The 23,661-nt window shown below is 68.5% G+C and carries 18 protein-coding genes; 9 read left to right on the top strand and 9 right to left on the bottom strand.

Annotation, left to right across the window (positions count from 1 at the left end; genetic code table 11):
• Window positions 1-6: 6 nt before the first annotated feature.
• Complete coding sequence (locus ACH4VO_RS13330) at window positions 7-1,386, bottom strand: serine hydrolase domain-containing protein (RefSeq protein WP_360994409.1); 1,380 nt, start codon at window positions 1,384-1,386, stop codon at window positions 7-9.
• A 1,178-nt stretch (window positions 1,387-2,564) separates the two neighbouring features.
• Here ACH4VO_RS13330 and ACH4VO_RS13335 point away from each other — a divergent pair.
• Window positions 2,565-3,131: a dihydrofolate reductase family protein gene (locus ACH4VO_RS13335; RefSeq protein WP_360994411.1), complete on the top strand. Its 567-nt coding sequence runs from the start codon at window positions 2,565-2,567 to the stop codon at window positions 3,129-3,131.
• Window positions 3,132-3,242: 111 nt separating this feature from the next.
• On the opposite strand, the gene dnaB is transcribed toward ACH4VO_RS13335, so the two are convergent.
• Window positions 3,243-4,721, bottom strand: a complete 1,479-nt coding sequence (gene dnaB, locus ACH4VO_RS13340; RefSeq protein WP_360994414.1) for a replicative DNA helicase — start codon at window positions 4,719-4,721, stop codon at window positions 3,243-3,245.
• A gap of 458 nt (window positions 4,722-5,179) precedes the next feature.
• Here dnaB and ACH4VO_RS13345 point away from each other — a divergent pair, with 458 nt between their 5' ends.
• Window positions 5,180-6,517 carry an MATE family efflux transporter gene (locus ACH4VO_RS13345; RefSeq protein WP_360994417.1) on the top strand — a complete coding sequence of 446 codons (1,338 nt, stop codon included), beginning with the start codon at window positions 5,180-5,182 and terminating at the stop codon, window positions 6,515-6,517.
• 272 nt (window positions 6,518-6,789) lie between these two features.
• On the opposite strand, the gene rplI is transcribed toward ACH4VO_RS13345, so the two are convergent.
• The 4 genes from rplI to rpsF all read right to left on the bottom strand — a co-directional run bounded on the left by rplI (window position 6,790) and on the right by rpsF (window position 8,514).
• Window positions 6,790-7,236 carry a 50S ribosomal protein L9 gene (rplI, locus tag ACH4VO_RS13350; RefSeq protein WP_014155197.1) on the bottom strand — a complete coding sequence of 149 codons (447 nt, stop codon included), beginning with the start codon at window positions 7,234-7,236 and terminating at the stop codon, window positions 6,790-6,792.
• An 18-nt stretch (window positions 7,237-7,254) separates the two neighbouring features.
• Window positions 7,255-7,491 carry a 30S ribosomal protein S18 gene (gene rpsR, locus ACH4VO_RS13355; RefSeq protein WP_003967857.1) on the bottom strand — a complete coding sequence of 79 codons (237 nt, stop codon included), beginning with the start codon at window positions 7,489-7,491 and terminating at the stop codon, window positions 7,255-7,257.
• Window positions 7,492-7,534: 43 nt separating this feature from the next.
• On the bottom strand, window positions 7,535-8,152 hold the full coding sequence (locus ACH4VO_RS13360; protein ID WP_360994420.1) for a single-stranded DNA-binding protein: 618 nt from the start codon (window positions 8,150-8,152) through the stop codon (window positions 7,535-7,537).
• Between the two features lie 71 nt (window positions 8,153-8,223).
• Complete coding sequence (gene rpsF, locus ACH4VO_RS13365; RefSeq protein ID WP_016644628.1) at window positions 8,224-8,514, bottom strand: 30S ribosomal protein S6; 291 nt, start codon at window positions 8,512-8,514, stop codon at window positions 8,224-8,226.
• Between the two features lie 287 nt (window positions 8,515-8,801).
• On the opposite strand from rpsF, the gene ACH4VO_RS13370 reads away from it, so the two are divergent.
• From ACH4VO_RS13370 to ACH4VO_RS13380, 3 genes are all read left to right on the top strand, one after another.
• Window positions 8,802-9,158, top strand: coding sequence for a hypothetical protein (locus ACH4VO_RS13370; protein WP_360994423.1), 357 nt, complete (start codon window positions 8,802-8,804; stop codon window positions 9,156-9,158).
• 183 nt (window positions 9,159-9,341) lie between these two features.
• Window positions 9,342-10,460, top strand: a complete 1,119-nt coding sequence (locus ACH4VO_RS13375; protein WP_360994426.1) for a peptidoglycan bridge formation glycyltransferase FemA/FemB family protein — start codon at window positions 9,342-9,344, stop codon at window positions 10,458-10,460.
• 73 nt (window positions 10,461-10,533) lie between these two features.
• On the top strand, window positions 10,534-11,565 hold the full coding sequence (locus ACH4VO_RS13380; RefSeq protein ID WP_360994429.1) for an alanine racemase: 1,032 nt from the start codon (window positions 10,534-10,536) through the stop codon (window positions 11,563-11,565).
• A 7-nt stretch (window positions 11,566-11,572) separates the two neighbouring features.
• Here the strand turns inward: ACH4VO_RS13380 and ACH4VO_RS13385 are convergent, their stop codons facing one another.
• Window positions 11,573-13,087, bottom strand: coding sequence for a glycosyltransferase family 87 protein (locus tag ACH4VO_RS13385; protein WP_398440947.1), 1,515 nt, complete (start codon window positions 13,085-13,087; stop codon window positions 11,573-11,575).
• A 130-nt stretch (window positions 13,088-13,217) separates the two neighbouring features.
• A complete protein-coding gene (locus ACH4VO_RS13390) occupies window positions 13,218-15,944 on the bottom strand; it encodes a transglycosylase domain-containing protein (protein WP_360994435.1) in 2,727 nt (908 codons plus the stop codon).
• 387 nt (window positions 15,945-16,331) lie between these two features.
• Between ACH4VO_RS13390 and ACH4VO_RS13395 the strand changes: the two genes are divergently transcribed.
• From ACH4VO_RS13395 to ACH4VO_RS13405, 3 genes are all read left to right on the top strand, one after another.
• Window positions 16,332-17,033 (top strand): helix-turn-helix transcriptional regulator, encoded by a 702-nt coding sequence (locus tag ACH4VO_RS13395; protein ID WP_360994438.1) that lies wholly within the window; start codon window positions 16,332-16,334, stop codon window positions 17,031-17,033.
• Between the two features lie 62 nt (window positions 17,034-17,095).
• Window positions 17,096-18,178 carry an inositol-3-phosphate synthase gene (locus ACH4VO_RS13400; RefSeq protein WP_360994440.1) on the top strand — a complete coding sequence of 361 codons (1,083 nt, stop codon included), beginning with the start codon at window positions 17,096-17,098 and terminating at the stop codon, window positions 18,176-18,178.
• Between the two features lie 120 nt (window positions 18,179-18,298).
• A complete protein-coding gene (locus tag ACH4VO_RS13405; RefSeq protein ID WP_360998301.1) occupies window positions 18,299-19,588 on the top strand; it encodes an MFS transporter in 1,290 nt (429 codons plus the stop codon).
• A gap of 147 nt (window positions 19,589-19,735) precedes the next feature.
• Here the strand turns inward: ACH4VO_RS13405 and ACH4VO_RS13410 are convergent, their stop codons facing one another.
• Entirely contained in the window at window positions 19,736-21,178 is a 1,443-nt protein-coding gene (locus tag ACH4VO_RS13410; RefSeq protein WP_360995647.1) for a CCA tRNA nucleotidyltransferase, read from the bottom strand.
• Between the two features lie 180 nt (window positions 21,179-21,358).
• Between ACH4VO_RS13410 and ACH4VO_RS13415 the strand changes: the two genes are divergently transcribed.
• The gene (locus ACH4VO_RS13415) at window positions 21,359-23,656 is read left to right on the top strand and encodes a DUF6049 family protein (RefSeq protein WP_360995645.1); all 2,298 of its coding nucleotides are present in this window, start codon (window positions 21,359-21,361) and stop codon (window positions 23,654-23,656) included.
• The last annotated feature ends 5 nt before the right edge of the window (window positions 23,657-23,661 follow it).

Genomic DNA, 23,661 nt, shown 5'->3' on the forward strand with positions numbered 1-23,661 from the left:
TCGGACTCAGGGAGCGAGCCCCTGCCAGCCGGCCCCGTCGACACCACCGGGAATGGCGGCCGACGGGTCGTAGGGCTCCCGTGTGAAGACGAACGATCCCAGGTCGAGATGGTCCACCGTGCCGCCCTCGGTCCGCCTCACGCGCAGCGTCTCGCCCCTGTAGTACCCGTCAAGACCTACCCAGGTCCCGTCCGGGCGTGCCTCGAAACGAGCGCCCCGGCCGGCACCCCGCAATGGCCGCAGTTCGAGCCCCCGGTCCGCAAGGAGCTCCAGGGTGTGCACATGGGTGCCCCAGTACCAGGGACCGGTCAGAGCGAGCAGTTCGTCGTCGACCTGGGGCAGGGGCCGCCAGGGTTCGGGGATCCTCGGCTCCGCGTCGGCGACGATGCCCACAAGATCCGCGGCGACCGTCGTGACCAGCGGGCCGGACGTGGCGTTGGTGAGCACCACCGCGGCGACGTCGTCCTCGACGCTGAACCACAGGGCAGCCAGGAACCCCGGCAGCGACCCCGAGTGGCCGAGGAGCGTGCGCCCTGCCCCTCGTACGACCTGGAGGCCGAGACCGTACGAGCCGTCTCGGTCGCCCGCTTCGGACGGGGCCGCAGGAGCACGCATCTCCTGCACCGACGAGGCGCTCAGCACGCGGTCGTCTCCTCGTTCGAGGAACGACGCGAAGCGGAGAAGGTCCGTGGTCGTGGACCAGAGCTGGCCGGCGGGCGCCATCAGTCCGAGGTCCTCGGCCGGCTCGGACAGCATGACGTCGGCCCACGGGTGTACGGCCCAGCCGCCCGCGTGCGGGGCCTGGGGCTGCGGAGTCGTACGGTCCATCCTCAGGGGCTCAAGAATCTCGCGGCGTAGCACCTCGGCCCAGGAATCACCGCGCAGCCTCTCGACGAGGGCTCCGAGCAGCGTGTAACCGGGGTTCGAGTAGTGATGCAGCCGGCCGGGTGGATGCATCCGCGGCTGCTCACCGAGAACATCGGCGAGCGTCGGCCGGGTCGTCCCGGGTGTCCTTTCCCACCACGGCGCGGGCGTCTCCGCCCCCAGACCCGCGCTGTGGCCCAGCAGTTGGTGGATGGTCACCTCACCGGCTCCGGCATCAGGGAGGTGCTTCTCCAGCGGGTCGCCCAGATCGAGCAGCCCTTCGTCGCGTAGGCGCAGCACCAGCACGGCTGTAAACGTCTTGGTGATCGAGCCGATCCTGAACTGCGTGTCGCCGTCGGGCGCGTGGCCGTCCACGCACGTACGCGAACCGCTCCAGACGATCCGGCCGCCCCGCTGCACCGCAGCGACGAGCGAGGGGGTACGGCCTTCGGCCTGGGCGGTGGCGATGCGGTGCAGCAGGGCCCGGCCGGTAGTGGGCAGCAGTTCTTCGGAAGAGGTCATGGTCAAGGACTACCCCCGCGGCAGTCACCTGGCGAGCACTTTTCGCCGGCGGAGACGACCGCACCCGGTGGGCGCGGGAATACGGCATGGCGGCGTCCCGGCCGGGCACCGCCTGCCCCTCGCGGCCGCACAGCGCTGCGGGGTCGCGCGGCCCGTATCGTAGATCGCGCTCGTGGCCTGCGGAGTCTTCCGCAGTCTCCTGTCGTGCGGGACGTCGGAGTCTCAGCCTCGTGCCGTGTTCCCGGTCGTCCATCTGGTCGCGGCCCACCGCCGGCCCTGTGCCCTTGGCTGTTCCGCATCTGCTGGGTCGGCAGTCGGCAGGGCTGCTCCGGTCGCCGCTGGTCGGCGGCCTCACCGGATGTCTACTGACGGCGTTCGGTGAACAGGTCCTGACCGCGCCCTTCCCCAGGTAGCCGACCGGTGTCCAGCGCGGGCGCCGCCGAGGTGGGCGCTCCGCGGAAGAGCCTGACCCCCGGGGCCGCCGCTGGGCCGGGCCTGTCGCTGGTACCGGACCGGCCTCGTGGGTGAGGTGCGCGGAGCGGTCATCATCGCCACGGCGCCGCATGCTGGGGGAAGTCGGAGCGGTGCGTCGTCGCCCGCCTCGGTGGCGCCGGCTTCGTGCGCTGTCACGATGGCCGAGGGGTTTCACACCCTCGGCCGGAGCCGACCGCGACCTCGGCGACTGTGCTCGCAGAAGGTCAGGTGACTTCCCAGGCCGCCTCGGCCGAGGCAGCGGCGGCGCACTTCGACAGCCAGGCCGGTCACACACGCGGACGCCGGGTCGTAGTCGTCTGAACCGTTTCCTGCTCGGCAGGGCTTCGGCCTCGTCGGCCGGGGTCCGGGTAGCAAATCCGAGGTCCGTCCGGCACCGAGGGCCGCCCCGACAGGGAGCTCGGGGACCCACCACAAGGCGCGCGTGAGGTCTCGCTGCTCGTGACATGTCGATCTTGTGTGCCCTGGGCGCTCTTGGGTGTCTCACGGCCGTATCGCCCCTGACGGGGTCTTCGGCGGCATCCCTCGTGAGGGCGCGGTCGAGATCGGGCGGCTTGCCCGTGCCGGCCGAGTACACCAAGCTGAGCCCCGAGCACGGGATTACCGGCGAGCCCGGTTCCCGCACCGATGAGTTCCCCGCGCCGCGCTCGTCTGTACGCCCGGCACCCACGGACGGAAGGCTGGTCATGCGGAAACTGATCTACGGCATGAACCTGACCCTGGACGGCTACATCGCCGCGGCCGGCGACGACATCGGCTGGAGCGGACCGCCGAGCCACGAGCTGTTCCGGTGGTGGCTCGCCCACGAGCAGGCGAACAGCCTGTCGCTGTACGGGCGCAAGCTCTGGGAGACGATGAGCTCCTACTGGCCGACCGGCGACCAGCAGCCCGACGCCACCCCGGCGGAGAGGGACTTCGCGCGGAACTGGCGGGACACGCCGAAGGTGGTGTTCTCCTCGACGATCGACAAGGTCGAGTGGAACACCCGCCTGGTCACCGGCGACGCGATCGCCGAGATCACCCGGCTCAAGGCCGAGGACGGCGGCCCGATGAGCATCGGCGGCGCGACCCTTGCCGGGGCGGCCATGCGGGCCGGGCTGATCGACGAGTACGTGATCGTCGCCCATCCGGTCCTGGTGGGCGGCGGCACGCCGTTCTTCACCGCGCTGGACAGCTGGGTGAACCTCGACCTGGTGGAGAGCCGGACGTTTCCCGGCGGCGTGGTCCTGACCAGGTACGGGACGAGGCACTGAACAGCCTCCCGCTCTCGCACGGCGTGGACGGGTGCCCGCTCCCACCGTCATGGCCTTTCCGCAGCCGGAAGAGATGCGGCCACGAGTTCTGAGACCCCACAGCGCGAAGGGTCAGGTCTGGGCCATGTCCACGAAGCGGGAGTAGTGGCCCTGGAAGGCCACCGTGATCGTCGCCGTCGGGCCGTTACGGTGCTTGGCCACGATCAGGTCCGCCTCTCCCGCACGCGGTGACTCCTTCTCGTACGCGTCCTCCCGGTGCAGCAGGATCACCATGTCGGCGTCCTGCTCGATGGATCCGGACTCACGCAGATCGGAGACCATCGGCTTCTTGTCGGTGCGCTGTTCGGGGCCACGGTTCAGCTGGGAGAGCGCGATGACGGGGAGCTCCAGCTCCTTGGCGAGGAGTTTGAGGTTTCGGGACATGTCCGAGACTTCCTGCTGCCGGCTCTCGGCGCGCTTGGCGCCGCCGGACTGCATCAGCTGCAGATAGTCGATGACCACCAGCTTGAGATCGTTGCGCTGCTTGAGGCGACGGCACTTCGCCCGGATCTCCATCATGGACAGGTTCGGCGAGTCGTCGATGTACAGCGGTGCCGCCGAGACGTCCGGCATGCGCCGCGCCAACCGCGTCCAGTCCTCGTCCGTCATCGTGCCGGAGCGCATGTGGTGCAGCGCGACCCTCGCCTCGGCGGACAGCAGGCGCATCGCGATCTCGTTGCGTCCCATCTCGAGGGAGAAGATGACGCTCGGCAGGTTGCTCTTGATCGAACAGGCGCGGGCGAAGTCCAGAGCGAGCGTGGACTTACCCATGGCGGGCCGCGCCGCGATGACGATCATCTGGCCGGGGTGGAGGCCGTTGGTCAAGGAGTCGAGATCGGTGAACCCCGTCGGCACTCCGGTCATCTCGCCGCTGCGCGAACCGATGGCCTCGATCTCGTCGAGCGCACCCTCCATGATGTCGCCGAGCGGCAGGTAGTCCTCGCTGGTGCGCTGCTCGGTGACGGCGTAGATCTCGGCCTGCGCCGAGTTGACGATCTCGTCCACGTCGCCGTCGGCCGCGTAACCCATCTGCGTGATCTTCGTGCCGGCCTCGACGAGGCGCCGGAGCACGGCGCGTTCGTGGACGATCTCGGCGTAGTACGACGCGTTGGCCGCGGTCGGCACCGACTGGACCAGGGTGTGGAGATAGGGGGCGCCGCCCACCTTGGTGATCTCACCGCGTTTGACCAGTTCGGCCGCCACCGTGATCGGGTCGGCCGGCTCACCCTTGGCATACAGGTCCAGGATCGCCGTGTAGACGGTCTCGTGGGCCGGGCGGTAGAAGTCGTGGCCCTTGATGATCTCCACGACGTCGGCAATGGCGTCCTTGGACAGCAGCATGCCGCCGAGGACGGACTGCTCCGCGTCGAGATCCTGTGGTGGCACCCGCTCGAAGCCGGACGAGCCACTGTCCCAGCCGCTCTCCCGCCCGCGCTCGTGCTGCTCCTCGCGCCCCCTGCCGCCCTCTCCGCGGCGCTGACGGGACACAGGCAGACGGTCGCTGGGACCGACATCGGCCCAGGGGTCGTCCAACGGCTCGGGAATGCTCACCCGGCCACCTCCTCCCGTCCGCTTCGCGGACCTAGCCGTGCCACTCTTTCTTACGGCACGGCACCGACAAACAAGACGCCCGACTCCGGTTCCGGCGCGTCAAGTTCTGCGGACTTCCAGGCCGGAACGGAGTGCGGGCGCCGCACCACGGTAGGCCGGTCCGCACCGTCAGCCAATCCGGTTATCCACAGGGCATGTGGATGACCAACCAGATGCTGTGGAGAACTCACCGGATCCTGTGCACGGAGCGGGGGACAGCACTGTGGACAAACTCATATCCCCTCCCCCGGAACCGCCCTGACCTGCCACTTCTCCGTCCACCGGCTGTGGGGGAGAAAAACTTTTCCCCTTCTCTCAAGATCACGGGGAGCGGCCGACCACGCCGGTGCGGACCACGCCCAAAGTAAGGACTCCTACTGCATTGCATCTCTTACCTGTGGAAGATTAGATTGGCAGCCATGACCCAGGCCCCCGCGACCCCACCACCGTCCCGCCGTCGGCATGACCGCGAGATCATCGCCCTCGCCGTTCCGGCCTTCGGCGCGCTCGTGGCCGAGCCGCTCTTCGTCATGGTCGACAGCGCCATCGTCGGCCATCTCGGCACCCCGCAGCTTGCCGGCCTGGGAGTCGCGGCCGCCCTGCTCACCACCGCTGTGAGCATCTTCGTCTTCCTGGCCTACGCCACTACCTCCGCGGTTGCCCGCCGGGTCGGCGCAGGGAACCTCCCCGCCGCGATCCGCCAGGGCGTGGACGGCATCTGGCTCGCTCTGCTGCTCGGGGCCGTGGTGGTCGCCGTCGCACTCCCCTCGGCCCCCTGGCTGGTCCAGGCGTTCGGGGCGTCCGACACGGCCGCGCCGTACGCCACCACCTACCTGCGGATCTCCAGCCTCGGCATCCCCGCGATGCTCGTCGTGCTCGCGGCGACCGGCGTGCTGCGCGGTCTTCAGGACACCAGGACACCTCTATACGTGGCCATCGGCGGCTTCACGGCCAACGCGGCCCTCAATGTGGGGCTCGTGTACGGGGCCGGTCTGGGCATCGCCGGCTCGGCCTGGGGCACCGTCATCGCCCAGGCGGGCATGGCACTCGTCTATCTCGTTGTCGTGGTGCGCGGAGCCCGACGGCACGGGGCGTCCCTGCGGCCCGACACCGCAGGGATCCGGGCCAGTGCACAGGCGGGTGTTCCGCTCCTGGTCCGTACACTCTCCCTTCGCGCGGTCCTGATGATCGCCACTGCCGTGGCCGCGCGGCTGGGTGACACCGAGATCGCCGCTCACCAGATCGTCCTGTCCCTCTGGAGCCTCACGGCCTTCGCCCTCGACGCCATCGCCATCGCAGGGCAGGCCATCATCGGCCGCTACCTGGGCGCGAACGATGCCAAGGGCGCCCGGGATGCCTGTCGCCGCATGGTCCAGTGGGGCATCGTCTCCGGGGTGGTCCTCGGAGTGCTGATCGTCCTGGCCAGGTCCCTGTTCGTGCCGATCTTCACAGACGACAGCCATGTCCAGGACACGCTCCTCCCGGCACTGCTGGTCGTGGCTCTCTCCCAGCCCGTCGCCGGAGTGGTCTTCGTCCTGGACGGCGTACTCATGGGGGCCGGCGACGGCCGCTACCTCGCCGGGGCCATGCTCCTGACACTGGCGGTCTTCGCCCCGGTGGCGCTGCTGGTCCCCAGCTTCGGAGGCGGCCTCACCGCACTCTGGTGGGCGATGACGCTGATGATGACCGTCCGGCTGGCAACGCTCTGGCTTCGGACCCGCTCGGGCCGGTGGATCGTCACCGGCGCCACCCGCTGAACAGCGGTCACCGAGTGGACGCCGGCGGATCGGCCTGGTGTGCAGGGGCCGCATCTGCCCGGCCGCGATCGCGGACGGGGCTGTTTCACGTGAAACAGCGCCCTGTGCTCGGAGCCCCAGCTCCCCGGACGTCCCCACGCCACGGCACTACGGCACCCAGGGCACCACGCCCACCGGGACGCCGCGGCGCACGACGGCACCCCGGCGCGGCGCACGACGAAGGGCCGCACCCAGGGGTGCGGCCCTTCACCTAGCTCTGCTGAGCTGCGCCCTTAGGCAGCAACGACCTCGATACCGAGCTTCGCGGCAACCTCGGGGTGCAGACGGACGGACACCTGGTGCCCACCCAGCGTCTTGATCGGCGAGCCGAGCTCGACGCGACGCTTGTCGACGTCCGGACCACCGGCGGACTTGATCGCCGAGGCGATGTCAGCCGGGGTGACGGAGCCGAAGAGACGGCCGGCGTCGCCGGAGCGAACAGCCAGACGCACCTTCACGGCCTCGAGCTTGGCCTTGATCTCGTTGGCCTGCTCGATCGTCGCGATCTCGTGGATCTTGCGGGCGCGGCGGATCTGCGCCACGTCCTTCTCGCCACCCTTGGTCCAGCGGATGGCGAAGCCACGCGGAACCAGGTAGTTACGGGCGTACCCGTCCTTGACGTCCACGACGTCGCCGGCGGCACCGAGGCCAGTGACCTCGTGGGTGAGGATGATCTTCATGATTCGGTCACCCTTCCCTTATCGCGCGGTGGACGTGTAGGGCAGCAGCGCCATCTCACGGCTGTTCTTGACTGCCGTGGCGACGTCACGCTGGTGCTGCGTGCAGTTGCCGGTGACGCGGCGGGCACGGATCTTGCCACGGTCGGAAATGAACTTCCGCAGCATGTTCGTGTCCTTGTAGTCCACGTACTGGGTCTTGTCCTTGCAGAACGCGCAGACCTTCTTCTTAGGCTTGCGCACAGGCGGCTTCGCCATGGTGTTTCTCCTGTGTGATCAAGAAGTGGGGTACGAGCAGCCCTTAGAAGGGAGGCTCGTCCGAGTAGCCGCCGCCGGAACCGCCGGAACCGCCGGAGCTTCCGCCCCAGCCGCCTCCGCCGCCCTGCTGGCCCCCGCCCTGCTGACCGCCGGCCGGCGCGCCGGTGGCCCACGGGTCGTCGGCGGGAGCACCGCCACCGCCCTGCTGGCCACCGCCACCGGGACCGCCGCCCCAGTTGCCGCCGGCCTGCTGGCCACCGCCGTAACCACCCTGGCCGCCGCCCTGACCACCTCGACCTGTCGTCTTGGTGACCTTGGCCGTGGCGCTCTTCAGGCTGGGGCCGACTTCCTCGACGTCCAGCTCGTAGACCGTGCGCTTGACGCCCTCGCGGTCCTCGTAGGACCGCTGCTTCAGCCGGCCCTGCACGACGACGCGCATGCCTCGCTGAAGCGACTCCGCGACGTTCTCCGCCGCCTGACGCCAGACCGAGCAGGTGAGGAACAGGCCTTCGCCGTCCTTCCACTCATTGGTCTGCCGGTCGAAGATGCGGGGAGTGGACGCGACACGGAACTTCGCGACCGCCGCACCGGACGGGGTGAAGCGCAGCTCGGGGTCGTCGACGAGATTGCCGACGACCGTGATGACGGTCTCGCCTGCCATGGGTGAACCTCTCGGCGGGGATTGCTTCTGGCTGCTTGCTACTCGAACCCGATGACCGCTGAGCTAGACGCTCAGTGCATCTCGGGACGGAGGACCTTGGTCCGGAGGACCGACTCGTTCAGGTTCATCTGTCGGTCGAGCTCCTTGACAACCGCAGGCTCGGCCTGCAGGTCGATGACCGAGTAGATGCCCTCAGGCTTCTTCTTGATCTCGTAAGAGAGACGACGACGGCCCCAGGTGTCGACCTTCTCGACCTTTCCGTTGCCCTCGCGGACGACGGAGAGGAAGTTCTCGATCAACGGGGAGACTGCGCGCTCCTCGAGATCGGGGTCGAGGATGACCATCACCTCGTAGTGACGCATGTGTAACCCACCTCCTTTGGACTCAGCGGCCACGGTCGTTCCGTGGCAGGAGGGTCGTGATGCGTGAGCATCGGTGTCTCCGAGTAAAACAGCCACCACTGACAACGCCCTTTCCGGGAAATCCGAGGGGGGTTGTCGTGCTGGCTCCGGGCAGACACCGGTGCAGAGGGTACAGACTACCCGCAGACCGCCTTCCGGTTGAAATCCGGTGTTCAGGGAGCACAATCGAGACAGATGCGGTGTGACAGGCACTACATCGCACTGCCCTTCCCGCCTGGAGGTGCTTCATGGCGCAGACAGTTCGTTCCCCCGGCAGGCGGCCCGCTCCCGGCCGGGGAGCCGGCAGGCGCCGGGCCACCGGTTCCCTCTTCGCCACGGACGGCAGGCCGCATCCGCGGCAGGAGCTCCTGATGGCGGTGACCGGGGTGCTGGGAATCCTCGCCTTCGTGACGGCGATGTTCCACAGCCTGCACCTGATCAGCTCGTGGGCAGGACTGATCGGCATCCTGACGGGCGCCTACGGGCAGTACATCTCCAAGACCACCTGGGAGCGGTTCGGCCTGATCATGGGCCTCGGCTCCTCCGCCGTCGGCTTCTTCCTCGGCATGGCGCACGGCGGCCTCTTCGGTGGCGTGATCACCTGAGCGGCAGAGCTGCGGCCGGGTCGCCGGCACCCCCCGCGCAGCGCTCCGGCAGGTGGTCCCGGATGGCGGATACCCGGTCCGGTCCCGACGGGCCAGACCGGGCACCCGTCGGTCACAGTAGGCTTCGGCGCGAGAGCCGGAGCCCCTGACCGATGGGGACACACCTGCCGAGGAGCGCCCCGCATGAGCCTGACCCTGAGGACCATCAGCCGAGAGCAGCATCTGGCGTACATCCAGAGTCTGCCCTCGGCCAGTCACTGCCAGGTCCCGGCGTGGGCGGACGTGAAGACCGAATGGCGCTCGGAGAGCCTGGGATGGTTCGACAAGAGCGGTGAGATCGTCGGCGCCGGCCTGGTGCTGTACCGGCAGCTGCCCAAGATCAAGCGCTACCTCGCGTATCTTCCCGAGGGCCCGGTCATCAACTGGTACGCCCCCAATCTGGACGACTGGCTCCGGCCGATGCTCGCCCACCTGAAGCAGCAGGGCGCCTTCTCGGTGAAGATGGGCCCGCCCGTCGTCATCCGCCGCTGGGACTCGGCCGCGATCAAGTCGGGCATCCAGGACCCGGACGTGAAGCGCCTTCGGGACGTGGAGGCCAGCCATATCGAGCCGCGCGCCTTCGAGGTCGCGGACCGGCTGCGGAAGATGGGCTGGCAGCAGGGCGAGGACGGCGGAGCCGGTTTCGGTGACGTACAGCCCCGCTACGTCTTCCAGGTCCCGCTGGCCAACCGTTCCCTGGAGGACGTCCTCAAGGGCTTCAACCAGCTGTGGCGGCGCAACATCAAGAAGGCCGACAAGGCCGGTGTCGAGGTCGTCCAGGGCGGCTACGAGGACCTCGCGGAATGGCAGCGGCTCTACGAGATCACCGCGGTGCGCGACCGGTTCCGGCCGCGGCCGCTCTCCTACTTCCAGCGGATGTGGACGGTCCTCAACAACGAGGACCCCAACCGCATGCGTCTGTACTTCGCCCGGCACAACGGCGTGAACCTCTCCGCCGCCACGATGCTCGTCGTGGGAGGGCACGTCTGGTACTCGTACGGCGCGTCCGACAACATCGGACGTGAGGTGCGGCCCTCGAACGCGATGCAGTGGCGGATGCTGCGCGACTCCTACGCGATGGGCGCCACCGTCTACGACCTGCGCGGCATCAGTGACTCGCTGGACGAGACGGACCACCTCTTCGGCCTGATCCAGTTCAAGGTCGGCACCGGGGGCGAGGCCGTCGAGTACGTCGGCGAGTGGGACTTCCCCCTCAACAAGCTGCTGCACAAGGCGCTCGATATGTACATGTCGCGCCGCTGAGCAGCCACCCATCCCGTTTCAGCCCTCCTCCTTCCGATTCCACCGCAGCCACCAGAAAGGTTCCGGGCCGGCCATGGCGCTCTCCCTCTACGTCGACACCGCGCGCTGGCGGGCGCACCAGAAGTCGGTGCTCGACCAGTTCCCCGGTCTCGTGCCCGTCTGCAAGGGCAACGGCTACGGCTTCGGCCACGAGCGGCTGGCCGAGGAGGCCATCCGCTTCGGCTCCGACACGCTGGCGGTCGGCACCACGTACGAGGCCGCCCGCATCAAGGACTGGTTCAGCGGCGACCTGCTGGTGCTGACGCCCTTCCGCAGGGGCGAGGAGCCGGTGCCGCTGCCCGACCGGGTGATCCGCTCCGTCTCCTCCGTGGACGGCGTGCACGCCCTGGTGGGCGCGCGGGTGGTCATCGAGTGCATGAGCTCGATGAAGCGGCACGGGGTGAAGGAGGAGGAGCTGGGGCTGCTGCACGCGGCGATCGAGGACGTGCGTCTCGAGGGCTTCGCGCTGCACCTGCCACTGGACCGCACGGACGGTTCGGACGCGGTCGAGGAGGTCATCTCCTGGATGGACCGGCTGCGCGCGGCCCGGCTTCCGCTCCACACCATGTTCGTCAGCCACCTGCGGGCGGAGGAGCTGGCCCGGCTGCAGCAGCAGTTCCCGCAGACCCGCTTCCGCGCCCGTATCGGCACGCGTCTGTGGCTCGGTGACCACGAGGCGACCGAGTACCGCGGCGCGGTGCTCGACGTGACGCCTGTCGTCAAGGGCGACCGGTTCGGCTATCGCCAGCAGAAGGCCGCCTCGGACGGCTGGCTGGTGGTCGTCGCCGGGGGGACGTCCCACGGTGTCGGGCTGGAGGCCCCCAAGGCCCTGCACGGCGTGATGCCGCGGGCCAAGGGGGTCGCACGCGCGGGGCTCGCCACGGTCAACCGCAATCTGTCGCCGTTCGTCTGGTCGGGCAAGCAACGCTGGTTCGCCGAGCCTCCGCACATGCAGGTGTCGATCCTGTTCGTGCCCTCGGACGCGCAGGAGCCGAAGGTGGGTGACGAACTGGTGGCCCATCTGCGCCACACGACCACCCAGTTCGACCGCCTCGTGGACCGGTAGGCGCCGGTCAGCCGGAGGCCCTTTCGCCTACCCGGTCCCGTTCGGGGCTCGGCTCTCCGGCCTCCGGGTGTGCGCCGGGGCGCGCGCGGCGCACCATCCGCCCCAGCGACACCTTGTCCGGAGCCCCGTCGAGCACCCCGCCCGACGGGTCGTCCGATCCGTCGCGCCGTACGGGGTCGCGCTCGGGCGTCAGGATGTCCCTGACGATCACGGCGCAGAGGTACAGGGTGCCCAGGAGGTGCAGGACGATCACGACCTGGTAGCCCTCCTGGGGCAGCCCCTGGTGCTTGTCGGCGCTCGTGGTGTACGCGAGGTACAGCCAGATCCCCAGGAAGTACATGACCTCGCAGGCCTGCCAGACGAGGAAGTCCCGCCAGCGCGGCCTGGCCAGCGCGGCCAGCGGGATCAGCCAGAGCACGTACTGCGGTGAGTAGACCTTGTTCGTGAGGATGAAGGCGGCCACCACCAGGAACGCGAGCTGGGCGAACCGCGGCCGGTGCCGGGCTGCCAGCGCCAGGCCCGCGATCCCCGCGCACAGCACGATCATGAGCAGCACGGAGGCCGTGTTCACCGTGTCCACATCGACAGGGCGGCCGGTGCGCTGGGTGATGATCAGCCAGAAGGAGCCGTAGTCGATCTGCCGTTCCCGGCTGAAGGTGTAGAACTTCTTCCAGCCCTCGGGTGCGTACAGCATGACCGGAAGGTTCACCACCAGCCAGGCCGCCGCCGCGCCGAGCAGAGCGGAGGTGTACTCCCGCCATCTCCCTGCCCGCCAGCACAGGACGAGCAGCGGTCCCAGGAGCAGCGCCGGGTACAGCTTCGCAGCCGTCGCCAGGCCGATGAGGATGCCGAAGGCGAGCGCCCTGCCGCGGGACCACATCAGCATCGCCGCGGCCGTCAGCGCGACGGCGAACAGGTCCCAGTTGATCGTCGCGGTGAGCGCGAGCGCCGGTGCGAGGGCGACGAGGAGACCGTCCCAGGGGCGGAGCCGGTGCGTGCGGGCGACGCACACCACGATGATCACGGCGCAGATCATCAGCATGCCCGCGTTGACCATCCAGTACATCTGTTCGTGCTGCTGCATGGAATCCGAGTCGGGCGTCGGCGTCAGCCAGGACGCGACCTGCATGAACAGACCCGTCAGGACGGGGTACTCGAGGTAGTCCATGTCGCCGCTGAGCCGGTCGGCATAGGGGACGAGGCCCTCGGCGAAGCCGCGGCCGAGGTAGAGGTGCGGGATGTCCGAGTAGCAGGCGTGCGTGTACTGCGAGCTGGTCCCGCGGAACCACGCCCAGTCGTAGCAGGGGATCTTCTGCACCATGCCGAGTGCGAACATCCCGATCGCCACGAGCACGATGACCCGTACCGGCGTGAGCGGTCCCGCCCCGAGTCGTGCCCAGCGGCCCACGGGACCGCCGATCAGCTCGCTGCCGGCCGCGGCGATCTCGTCCTGCCGCGTCGGTCGTACGACGGGGCGCTCCTGGTGCACGCTCGTGTCCTCTGCGCTTGGCATGCCGCACATCCTGCCGTACCGGGCTGTGGGTGACACGTGGGCCGCGTACGGGACACGAGAGGGCCGCCGGCACCTGGGGGTGCGGGCGGCCCTCGTCACGCGTGTCCGGCAGGCCTTGGGGGCCCGGGTGGGGTGGGGGCTACCCGCCGCCTCCGAAGAACCCGCCGTTGCCGTTGCCGTTACCGTTACCGCTCGTGGTTCCGGTCGAGCCGTCGGTCGAACCGTCGGTCGTTCCGGTGGTCGTTCCGGTGTCCGTCCCGCCGGTCGTGGTGTCGCCGGTCGTGGTCCCGCCGTTGGTGGTCCCGTCCGTGGTACCGCCGTTGCCGTTACCGTTGGTGGTGCCCCCGTTCGGGTTCTGGCACTCCCAGTCGAACGCTCCGCAGGTCTCGGTCGGTGTGGGGGACACGGAGGATTCGGTGGGCGCCGGCGGGGTGGGTGACTCGCTGGACTGGGACGGCGTGGGGGTCGGGCTGGGCGTCGGGCTGGGACTGACCGCGCCGCCGCCGAACAGCTTCTCCCCGTACGGTTCCGGCTTCGGGAACTTGGCGATCTTCATCCCCTTCACCGCCTCGGCCATGTAGTCGTGCCAGATGTGCGCGGGGAACGAGGCACCGTGGATCTTCGCCTCGCCACCCGTGCCGAACATCTCGAGGAACTCGCGGTTCTTCTTCGTCTCGTCGTCGTCCATCCGGAACATGCTGACGGCCGTGGAGATCTGCGGGGTGTAGCCGACGAACCAGGCCGACTTGTTGCCGTCCGTCGTACCCGTCTTGCCCGCCACGTCGCGGCCGGGGAGCTGCGCGGGCGTACCGGTGCCGTTCTCCACGACGTTCTTCAGGACGTCGGTGACGTTGTCGGCGATGACCCGCTTCAAGGCGGTCTTGGTCACCGTCTCGTGCTGATAGATGACCTCACCCTTCTCCTTGACCTCGGTGACCGAGAAGGGGTCGTTCCGCTTACCGCTGGTGGCGAAGGTGGCGTACGCGCCGGCCATGCGGATGGCGCTCGGCGACGACGTGCCGATGGAGAACGACGGAACCTTCGAATCCGCCATGTACTCGTCGTCACGCAGCCCCGCGGCGACGGCGACGTCCTTCACCTTGTCCGTACCGACGTCCATGCCCAGCTGGACGTACGGGGAGTTGGCGGACTCCTGCATGGCGTACCGCAGGGTGATGTCCCCGTAGGACTTACCGCCGTCGTTCGTCTGCAGCCACTGCTCGCCCTTCTCGTTCTGCCAGACGTCGCCGTTGTACAGCTTGATCTTCAGCTTGTTGTCGCCGTTGTACTGGGCCATGGGGGAGACCGGGGTCCGGTCCGTCTCGCTCTGCTCCGCGGGAAGCTCCGGATCACGCTTCCCGTACTCCATGGCGGCGGCCAGCACGAAGGGCTTGAAGGTCGAACCGACCTGCGCCCCGGTGGCGTCCGCGTTGTTGGTGTAGTGCTTCGTCGCGTCCTGACCGCCGTAGGTGGCGAGGATGGCCCCCGTCTCGGTGTCCACCGAAGCCCCGCCGAACTCGACGTGCGTGTCCTTGTCCGGCCGCTTCTTCGGGTCGATCTTGGCCTTGTACACCTTCGTGACCGCGGCTTCGAGCGCGCTGACCTTGTCCTTGTCGAAGGTCGTGTGGATCTCGTAGCCGCCCTGGGCCAGCTGCCGTTCGGTGATGTTCCGGTCGTTGTGCGCGAGGAAGTACTTCGTGGCCAGGTCCACCAGGTAACCCGTCTGGCCGCCCAGCTTGGCGTCCTTCTTCGGCTCCTGCGGCATGGGGAACTTCGTGTACTTGTCGCGCTCGGCCGCGCTCAGCCGGCCGTCCTTGACCTCTTCGTCGAGAATCCACTTCCAGCGCTTCTGCGCGCGTTCGGTGTTCTTCTCCCGCGTGGCCTGCACCGGGTCCACCTCGGGGGCGCCCGCCGGGTCGTAGTAGCTCGCGCCCTTGAGGAGGCTCGCCAGGAAGGCACACTCGCTCGCGTTCAGCTTCGTGGCGTCCTTGCCGTAGTACGCGCGTGCGGCGGCCTGCAGTCCTGAGGCTCCGCGGCCGTAGTAGGAGACGTTGAGGTAGCCCTCCATGACCTTCTCCTTGGGCACGGTCCTGCCGACCTTGAGCGTGATGAAGAGCTCCTTGAACTTGCGGCTCAGCGTCTGGTCCTGCGTGAGCATCGAGTTCTTCACGTACTGCTGGGTGATCGTCGAACCACCCTGGGTCTCGCCCCCCTTGGCCATGTTCCAGATGGCGCGGGCGATACCCATCGGGTCGATGCCGTAGTCGTCGTTGAACGACTTGTTCTCGGCCGAGATGACCGCGTTCCGCATCTCCTTGGGAATCTGCGCGTAGTCGATGGCCTGCCGGTTGACGGAACCGCCCGTGGCGACCATCTGCGTGTTGTCGGACCAGTAGTAGACGTTGTTCTGCGCCTTGGCGAGGTCCTTCACCTGGGGCGGCACGACGAGGGCATACGCCACGCCGGCCGCGCCCATCAGGAGGCCCAGGAAGCCCAGGCACAGGCCGGAGACCAGCTTCCACGACGGCACCCAGCGGCGTACGCCGTACTTTCCGGCCCGGGGGTAGTCGACGAGGCGCTTCTTTCCGGGGCGGCCGCCCGCACGGCCGCGGCCGTGCCCGTCCGGGCCGCCGGCGTCGCCGCCGCCACCGCGCCGTCTCCCCCCGCCGCCGCCCCGCTGGGCTGCGCGACGGGCCTCAGCACGGCTGCCGTACGACGGTTCCTCGTCGTAGGCCTCTGAGGGTGTTGATGACGTTGCTCTGCGTGACGCACCGTTGCGGCGTCCGGCAGGCTGTTGGGCGGCTCGTCTGGCCGCGGCACGTCCGCCACCTTGCGGTTGCGGCGCTTTGCGACGGTGCTCGCTCATCGAACGACTACTCCTCGGGCAGGCGAGAGCGCCTGGAAGCGGCAGTTGAGTTCCGGTCCCCCCGAATGACGGACAAGCCCTGCGGAAGGCTCACCCGCAGTACATCCGGCAGTCCGCGATGAGTGACGCACGACGGCGTCTCGCGGTTCCCGGTGGTCTGCATCCCGCACAGAGTACGCACGGTCGAAAACCTCCGGAGGCCGAACTTCACCCCAAATTACGCAAGTCACTCGCCGAGAATCTTCGATGTGACGCCGCTCACCCTTCTCCCCCTTGTTGAACATGACGTGTCGATCTATCGTGCTGATGTATCGAGTCGATACATCGAGACGGAACAACGTGGCCGCCCGGGCCCCGCGGAAGCACCCGGCAAAGGAGGAGGCGAAGGTGAGCAGACGCTCCGGCATCCTTGAATTCGCCGTCCTGGGCCTGCTCCGCGAATCCCCGATGCACGGGTACGAGCTGCGCAAACGCCTCAACACGTCGTTGGGAATCTTCCGCGCCTTCAGCTACGGCACCCTCTACCCCTGTCTCAAGACGCTGGTCGCCAACGGCTGGTTGATCGAGGAGACAGGGAGCGATCCGGCACTTCCGCCCGCAGCCGGCCGGGGGGTCGCCCCCGCGTCGTCACTCGCGGGGCGCCGCGCGAAGATCGTCTACCGGTTGACGGCGGAAGGTAAGGAGCACTTCGAGGAGTTGCTCTCCCACACCGGCCCCGACGCCTGGGAGGACGAGCACTTCGCCGCTCGCTTCGCCTTCTTCGGGCAGACGGAGCGCGACGTGCGCATGCGCGTGCTCGAAGGCCGCCGCAGCAGGCTGGAGGAGCGGCTCGAGAAGATGCGCGCCTCCCTGGCCCGCACCCGTGAACGACTCGATGACTACACGCTTGAGCTGCAGCGGCACGGCATGGAGTCCGTGGAGCGCGAGGTGCGCTGGCTGAACGAGCTCATCGAGAGCGAGCGGTCGGGACGGGATCAGCGACGATCCTCGCCCGAGGGTTCCCCTCAGCACGACACATCAGGAGAGACGGGCGGCCTGCCCCGGCACCGGGACCACACCCGGCCGGATCCGTCCGACGACACCAAGTGAAAGCCCCCGCAGACCCGCAAGGCGTCACGGGCAACACCGAGAACACACAGGGAGCAATCGGCATGGGTTCGGTTCGCGTAGCCATCGTCGGCGTGGGCAACTGCGCCGCCTCACTGGTGCAGGGCGTCGAGTACTACAAGGACGCCGATCCGGCCGGCAAGGTGCCCGGTCTGATGCACGTCCAGTTCGGCGAATACCACGTGAGCGACGTCGAGTTCGTCGCCGCCTTCGACGTCGACGCGAAGAAGGTCGGCCTCGACCTCGCGGACGCCATCGGCGCCAGCGAGAACAACACCATCAAGATCGCCGACGTGCCGAACACCGGCGTGACCGTGCAGCGCGGCCACACCCACGACGGTCTGGGCAAGTACTACCGCGAGACGATCGAGGAGTCCGCCGAGGCCCCGGTCGACATCGTCCAGATCCTCAAGGACAAGCAGGTAGACGTCCTGGTCTGCTACCTGCCCGTCGGTTCCGAGGTCGCTGCGAAGTTCTACGCGCAGTGCGCCATCGACGCCAAGGTCGCGTTCGTCAACGCCCTCCCGGTGTTCATCGCCGGCACCAAGGAGTGGGCGGACAAGTTCACCGAGGCCGGTGTCCCGATCGTCGGTGACGACATCAAGTCCCAGGTGGGCGCCACCATCACGCACCGCGTGATGGCGAAGCTCTTCGAGGACCGGGGCGTCATCCTGGACCGCACGATGCAGCTGAACGTCGGCGGCAACATGGACTTCAAGAACATGCTCGAGCGTGAGCGCCTGGAGTCCAAGAAGATCTCCAAGACGCAGGCCGTCACCTCGCAGATCCGTGACCGTGAGCTCGGTGCGGACAACGTCCACATCGGCCCCTCCGACTACGTGGCCTGGCTCGACGACCGCAAGTGGGCCTACGTGCGTCTCGAGGGCCGCGCCTTCGGTGACGTTCCGCTGAACCTGGAGTACAAGCTCGAGGTGTGGGACTCCCCGAACTCCGCGGGGGTCATCATCGACGCCGTGCGCGCAGCGAAGATCGCCAAGGACCGCGGCATCGGTGGCCCGATCCTCTCGGCCTCCTCGTACTTCATGAAGTCCCCGCCGGTCCAGTACTTCGACGACGAGGCCCGCGAGAACGTCGAGAAGTTCATCAACGGCGACGTCGAGCGCTGATCCGGCCGGTCACGGCTTCAGCCTCACCGGGGTGAGGGGCGGCAACGCCCCCACCTCCGCACGCGGGGGGTCCCCGGGCAATCCGCCCGGGGACCCCCCGCGTGTGTGACCCTTGCCCACATGCCTGTCGTGCGTGATCTGGGCGTACTCCTGCGCCTCCGGAACTTCCGTCGCCTTCTCGCCGTGCGGCTCCTCTCCCAGGCGGCCGACGGCGTCTATCAGGTCGCGCTCGCCACGTACGTCATCTTCTCCCCGGAGAACCAGACGACCGCAGGCGCCATCGCCTCCGCCATGGCCGTACTGCTCCTCCCGTACTCGCTGATCGGCCCGTTCGCGGGAGTCCTGCTGGACCGCTGGCCTCGGCGCCAGGTCTTCCTTTACGGAAACCTCCTGCGGGCCGCCCTGGCCTGTTGCACGGCCCTCCTGCTCCTGCGGTCGGTGCCCGAGTGGATGTTCTACGTATCGGCTCTCTGCGTCACCGCGGTCAACCGCTTTGTCCTTGCAGGGCTTTCCGCCGCCCTCCCCCACGTCGTCGACAACGACCGGCTCGTGGTGGCCAACTCGCTCTCCCCGACGGCAGGCACTCTGGCAGCCACCGCGGGCGGCGGCCTGGCGCTGGCCATACGGCTCCTGACCAATGGGTCCGACGCCGCGGTGGTCCTCCTGGGCGCGGTGCTCTACCTGCTGTCCGCACTGGCCTCCCTGTCACTGGCCCGTGAGCTCCTCGGCCCGGATCGCGGCCAGCCCCACGTGCGTCTGCGGGAGGCGCTGGCCACCACCGCACGGGGGCTCGTCGCCGGCTTGCGCCATTTGGCGGAACGGAAGGACGCGGCGCGCGCCCTGGCCGCCATGACGGTGATCCGCTTCTGCTACGGGGCCCTGACCGTGATGCTGCTGATGCTGTGCCGCTACGCGTGGTCCGACGGCGCTTCCGACGGCCTCGCCCTGCTCGGCCTGGCACTGGGAGCCTCCGCCGCCGGATTCTTCATGGCCGCCGTCATCACTCCCTGGGCCGTCGGACGCTTCGGCCGCTACGGCTGGCTGGCGGTGTGCGCAGGCGCGGCGGCCATCCTGGAGCCTGCCCTGGGGCTCGCTTTCGCGCCCGCCCCGATGCTGCCTGCGGCGTTCGTACTCGGGCTGGTGACACAGGGCTCGAAGATCGCGACGGATACCGAGGTGCAGACCTCCGTGGACGACGCCTTCCGCGGCAGGGTCTTCTCGCTCTACGACGTGCTGTTCAACATCGCGTTCGTCGCAGCCGCCGGGATGGCCGCTCTCGCACTTCCGGCGGACGGCAGGTCAGTCGTGGTGGTGCTCACGGTGGCCACTCTGTACGCCGCAGTGTCGGCGGCCATGCTTCGCGGAAGACACGTCAGCAACTCTGAGCCGGACGCCCACCCCGGGGTGTGAACACTGCCGCTTCACCAGGTCGCGCAGTCCAGGCACCGCTCCGGCTCATGGACGAGGGGCGTTGTTTCACGTGAAACAACGCCCCTCGATGCCCGGCCCTGCGGTGTTCATGTTTCACGTGAAACATGAACACCGCAGGGCCGGGCCTCACTGTTGCGCGGCCCACCATCGCTTGAGAGCGGTGACAGCCGCGTCGTGCTCCATCGGCCCGTGCTCCAGCCGGAGCTCCAGCAAGTAGGAGTACGCCATACCGATCACCGGGCCGGGGCCGACTCCCAGGATCTCCATGATCTGGTTGCCGTCGAGGTCCGGACGGATGGAGTCCAGCTCCTCCTGCTCCTGCAGTTGCGCGATGCGCTGCTCAAGGCCGTCGTACGTCCGCGAGAGCGCGTTCGCCTTGCGCTTGTTCCGCGTCGTGCAGTCCGAGCGCGTGAGCTGGTGGAGCCGGTTCAGCAGGGGCCCCGCGTCCCGTACGTACCGACGCACCGCGGAATCGGTCCATTCCCCGTCGCCGTAGCCATGGAAGCGCAGATGGAGTTCCACCAGCTTCGACACGTCCTTGACCATGTCGTTGGAGTACTTGAGCTCGGTCATCCGCTTCCTGGTCATCTTGGCACCGACCACTTCGTGGTGGTGGAACGAGACCCGGCCGTCCTTCTCGAACCGCCGCGTCCTCGGCTTCCCGATGTCGTGGAGCAGGGCCGCAAGACGCAGGACGAGATCGGGGCCGTCCTCCTCGAGGTCGATCGCCTGCTCCAGGACCGTCAGTGAGTGCTCGTAGACGTCCTTGTGGCGGTGATGCTCATCACTCTCCAGCCGCAGCGCGGGGAGCTCGGGCAGCACCCGGTCCGCAAGGCCCGTGTCGACAAGGAGACCGAGCCCCTTGCGGGGGTGCTCGGAGAGGAGCAGCTTGTTCAGCTCTTCCCGAACTCGTTCAGCCGACACGATCTCGATCCGGCCGGCCATGTCCGTCATCGCCGTGACGACGTCCGGGGCGACCTCGAAGTCGAGCTGAGCGGCGAAGCGGGCGGCGCGCAGCATCCGCAGCGGGTCGTCCGAGAAGGAATCCTCGGCCGTGCCCGGCGTACGCAGCACACGCTCCGCGAGATCCTCGAGCCCTCCGTGGGGGTCGATGAACTCCTTCCGGGGCAGGGCGACGGCCATGGCGTTGACGGTGAAGTCACGCCGCACGAGGTCTTCCTCGATCGAATCACCGTAGGAGACCTCCGGCTTGCGCGAGGTCCTGTCGTACGCCTCCGACCGGTAGGTCGTGACCTCGATCTGGTAGCCGTCCTTCTGCGATCCGACCGTGCCGAACGCGATCCCGACCTCCCAGACCGAGTCGGCCCACGGCCGGACGATCTTGAGCACGTCTTCGGGTCGGGCGTCCGTGGTGAAGTCCAGGTCGTTCCCGAGCCTGCCGAGCAACGCGTCGCGGACCGACCCTCCGACCAGGGCGAGGCCGAATCCGGCCTGCTCGAAGCGGCGGGCGAGGTCGTCGGCGACGGGGGACACCCGCAGCAGTTCACTCACTGCGCGGTGCTGCACCTGACTCAGTGCACTGGCGTTGTCTTCGTTGGCGTTCGGCACAACAGAAAAGGGTACGTGCCCCGACCGGCCCGGGCGTCATCGTTTCTCGGGGCCCTGCGAGACTCTCCCGATCATGTGGCACGGTCCCCGGCACTCAGCCGTCGGGCGCATCGTTACCATGCGTGGACGCAGAGACCGGCAAGACCGGTACCAGCTGACGACGACGAGGGACGGATACGCGTGGCCGAGGCGGCAGACTCTCAGGGGATGAATCCCTCCCCTGCCCGCCGGTGGCTCCGGCGCACAGCCTCCTTGATCGTCGGAGTGCCGCTCGTCGCCGGCCTCCTGGCCGGCCCGGCGGCGCCGTCGGCACAGGCCGGCGGCACGGCCAAGGCGCCGACCGGATCCCGTACCGTCGATGTGTCCCTGGACACCCTCGCGCCGAGCGCACCGGTCGAGGGCGACACACTCACCGTGTCCGGCACCCTGACCAACAAGGGCAAGAAAACGATCACGGACGCCGAGGTGGACCTGCGTGTCGGACCGAGGCTCTCCGGCCGGTCCGCGATCGACGAGGCCGCCCGGCGGACCGGTTACCTGCCCGGCAGCGACCCAGCGAAGCTCGGCGGCCCGTACACGGTGAAGATCGCCGAGCTCGCTTCCGGCATAAGCCAGGACTTCACGCTCTCCGTCCCGGTGGACAAGCTGGGCCTGGAGGACGCGGGCGTCTATCAGCTCGGCGTCTCCCTCACGGGCCACACCTCCGACAACGTCTACGACCAGGTGCTGGGCATCCGGCGGACCTTCGTTCCCTGGCAGCCGGAGGACGCCGAGAGCAAGACCGGCCTGACCTTCCTCTGGCCACTGATCGCGTCGGCACACGTCACGGCCGAGACGGGATCCGACGAACAGCAGACGCCTGTCTTCGCCGACGACGAACTCGCCCTCGATCTCGCCCCTGGAGGCCGACTGGAGCAGATGGTCTCCCTGGGCCGTCAGCTCCCCGTGACCTGGGTGATCGACCCGGACCTGCTGGCAGCGGTCGACGCCATGACGAAGAACTATCGCGTGAGGGTCGGTGACACCACCGTCGCGGGTACCAATCAGGCCATCGCCAAACAGTGGCTCACCTCACTCGAAGCCGCGGTCAAGGACGGCAAGGTGGTGGCCCTGCCGTTCGCGGATCCGGACCTCGCCTCCATCGCTCACCGCGGCAAGAACGTGACGGGCACGCTAAGCCATCTGCAGACGGCAACCGAGGCGGCGGGGCTCACGGTGGAGACGGTTCTCCATGTGAAGCCGTCCACCGACTTCGCCTGGCCTGTGAACGGTGCCATCGATCCCTCCATCGTCGACGTGGCCACGTCCGCCGGCGCTCACAAGGTGATCGCCCGTAGCGACAGCCTCGAGGAGACCGGTGATCTTCCCTACACGCCGACGGCAGCGCGTCCCATCGGGGGTGGCACCACGGCAGTGGTCTCCGACCACCGGCTCTCCACCGCGTTCGAGGGCGATCTGTCCAAGGCGGGCAACGCGACGCTGGCCGTCCAGAAGTTCCTCGCCCACACGCTGACACTCACCGAGCAGGCACCGGACCGCGAGCGCAGCATCGTCGTCGCGCCGCAGCGGACCCCCACGGCCGCCCAGGCACAGGCCATGGCCCGCGCCCTGCAGGCGCTGACCGACGAGCACTGGACGCAGCCCCTCGACCTGGTCGCCGCAGCGGCTAAGAAGCCCGACGCACAGGCCACGACCAAGGTGCCGCGGGCTTCCCGGTACCCGAAGAAGCTCCGCAGCCAGGAGCTGCCCAACCAGGCCTTCCAGGACATCAGGACGACGCAGGAATCGCTCAACAGCTTCCAGGTCATCCTCACCCAGCCCGATCGCGTGGTCACGCCGTTCGGCAACGCGATCAACCGCTCGATGTCGACGTCCTGGCGCGGCAGGGCCCTGGAGGCTCAGCGCTACCGTGACGCGGTCCGCGTCTATCTGCGGAGCCTCACCAACGAGGTGCAGCTCATCGCGAAGTCCGACGTCACCCTGTCCGGGCGCAGTGCGACGATCCCCGTGACCGTGCAGAACAAGCTGGTACAGGGCGTCGACCACCTTGTGCTCCGCCTGACGTCGGGCAACGCCACCCGGCTCAACCTCAACAGCGGCGGAGCCGTGGCCGAACAGCCGGTCCGGATCGCCGGCGGTCACAGCCAGTCGGTGAAGTTCGACGCCTCGGCCAATGCCAACGGACAGGCCCAGGTCACCGCCCGCCTCTTCACCCAGGACGGAACGCCGTACGGCGAGGAGATGACCTTCACCGTGAAGGTCTCGGAAGTCACACCCACGGTGCTTCTGGTGATCGCCGGAGGCCTGCTGCTGCTGGTCCTCGCCGGCATCAGGATGTACACCCACCGCAAGCGCACCGCGGCCGCAGGCCCGGCGGAGAACGACCGCGGTGAACCCGAGCAGCCGAGTGACCCGGCGCCGGACACCGGTCCGGAAAGCGGGAACCCGTCGGGCCCGGGTGAGAAAGTGGACCGTTGAGCGAT

The sequence above is a fragment of the Streptomyces sp. NPDC020780 genome (assembly GCF_044334475.1).
Classification (GTDB): domain Bacteria; phylum Actinomycetota; class Actinomycetes; order Streptomycetales; family Streptomycetaceae; genus Streptomyces.

Bases quoted from the DNA above. Each gene is read 5' to 3' on its own strand.
- ACH4VO_RS13330 (WP_360994409.1), bottom strand. From the start codon at position 1,386: ATGACCTCTTCCGAAGAACTGCTGCCCACTACCGGCCGGGCCCTGCTG.
- ACH4VO_RS13335 (WP_360994411.1), top strand. From the start codon at position 2,565: ATGCGGAAACTGATCTACGGCATGAACCTGACCCTGGACGGCTACATC.
- ACH4VO_RS13345 (WP_360994417.1), top strand. From the start codon at position 5,180: ATGACCCAGGCCCCCGCGACCCCACCACCGTCCCGCCGTCGGCATGAC.
- rplI (WP_014155197.1), bottom strand. From the start codon at position 7,236: ATGAAGATCATCCTCACCCACGAGGTCACTGGCCTCGGTGCCGCCGGC.
- rpsR (WP_003967857.1), bottom strand. From the start codon at position 7,491: ATGGCGAAGCCGCCTGTGCGCAAGCCTAAGAAGAAGGTCTGCGCGTTC.
- ACH4VO_RS13360 (WP_360994420.1), bottom strand. From the start codon at position 8,152: ATGGCAGGCGAGACCGTCATCACGGTCGTCGGCAATCTCGTCGACGAC.
- rpsF (WP_016644628.1), bottom strand. From the start codon at position 8,514: ATGCGTCACTACGAGGTGATGGTCATCCTCGACCCCGATCTCGAGGAG.
- ACH4VO_RS13370 (WP_360994423.1), top strand. From the start codon at position 8,802: ATGGCGCAGACAGTTCGTTCCCCCGGCAGGCGGCCCGCTCCCGGCCGG.
- ACH4VO_RS13375 (WP_360994426.1), top strand. From the start codon at position 9,342: ATGAGCCTGACCCTGAGGACCATCAGCCGAGAGCAGCATCTGGCGTAC.
- ACH4VO_RS13380 (WP_360994429.1), top strand. From the start codon at position 10,534: ATGGCGCTCTCCCTCTACGTCGACACCGCGCGCTGGCGGGCGCACCAG.
- ACH4VO_RS13385 (WP_398440947.1), bottom strand. From the start codon at position 13,087: ATGTGCGGCATGCCAAGCGCAGAGGACACGAGCGTGCACCAGGAGCGC.
- ACH4VO_RS13390 (WP_360994435.1), bottom strand. From the start codon at position 15,944: ATGAGCGAGCACCGTCGCAAAGCGCCGCAACCGCAAGGTGGCGGACGT.
- ACH4VO_RS13400 (WP_360994440.1), top strand. From the start codon at position 17,096: ATGGGTTCGGTTCGCGTAGCCATCGTCGGCGTGGGCAACTGCGCCGCC.
- ACH4VO_RS13405 (WP_360998301.1), top strand. From the start codon at position 18,299: ATGCCTGTCGTGCGTGATCTGGGCGTACTCCTGCGCCTCCGGAACTTC.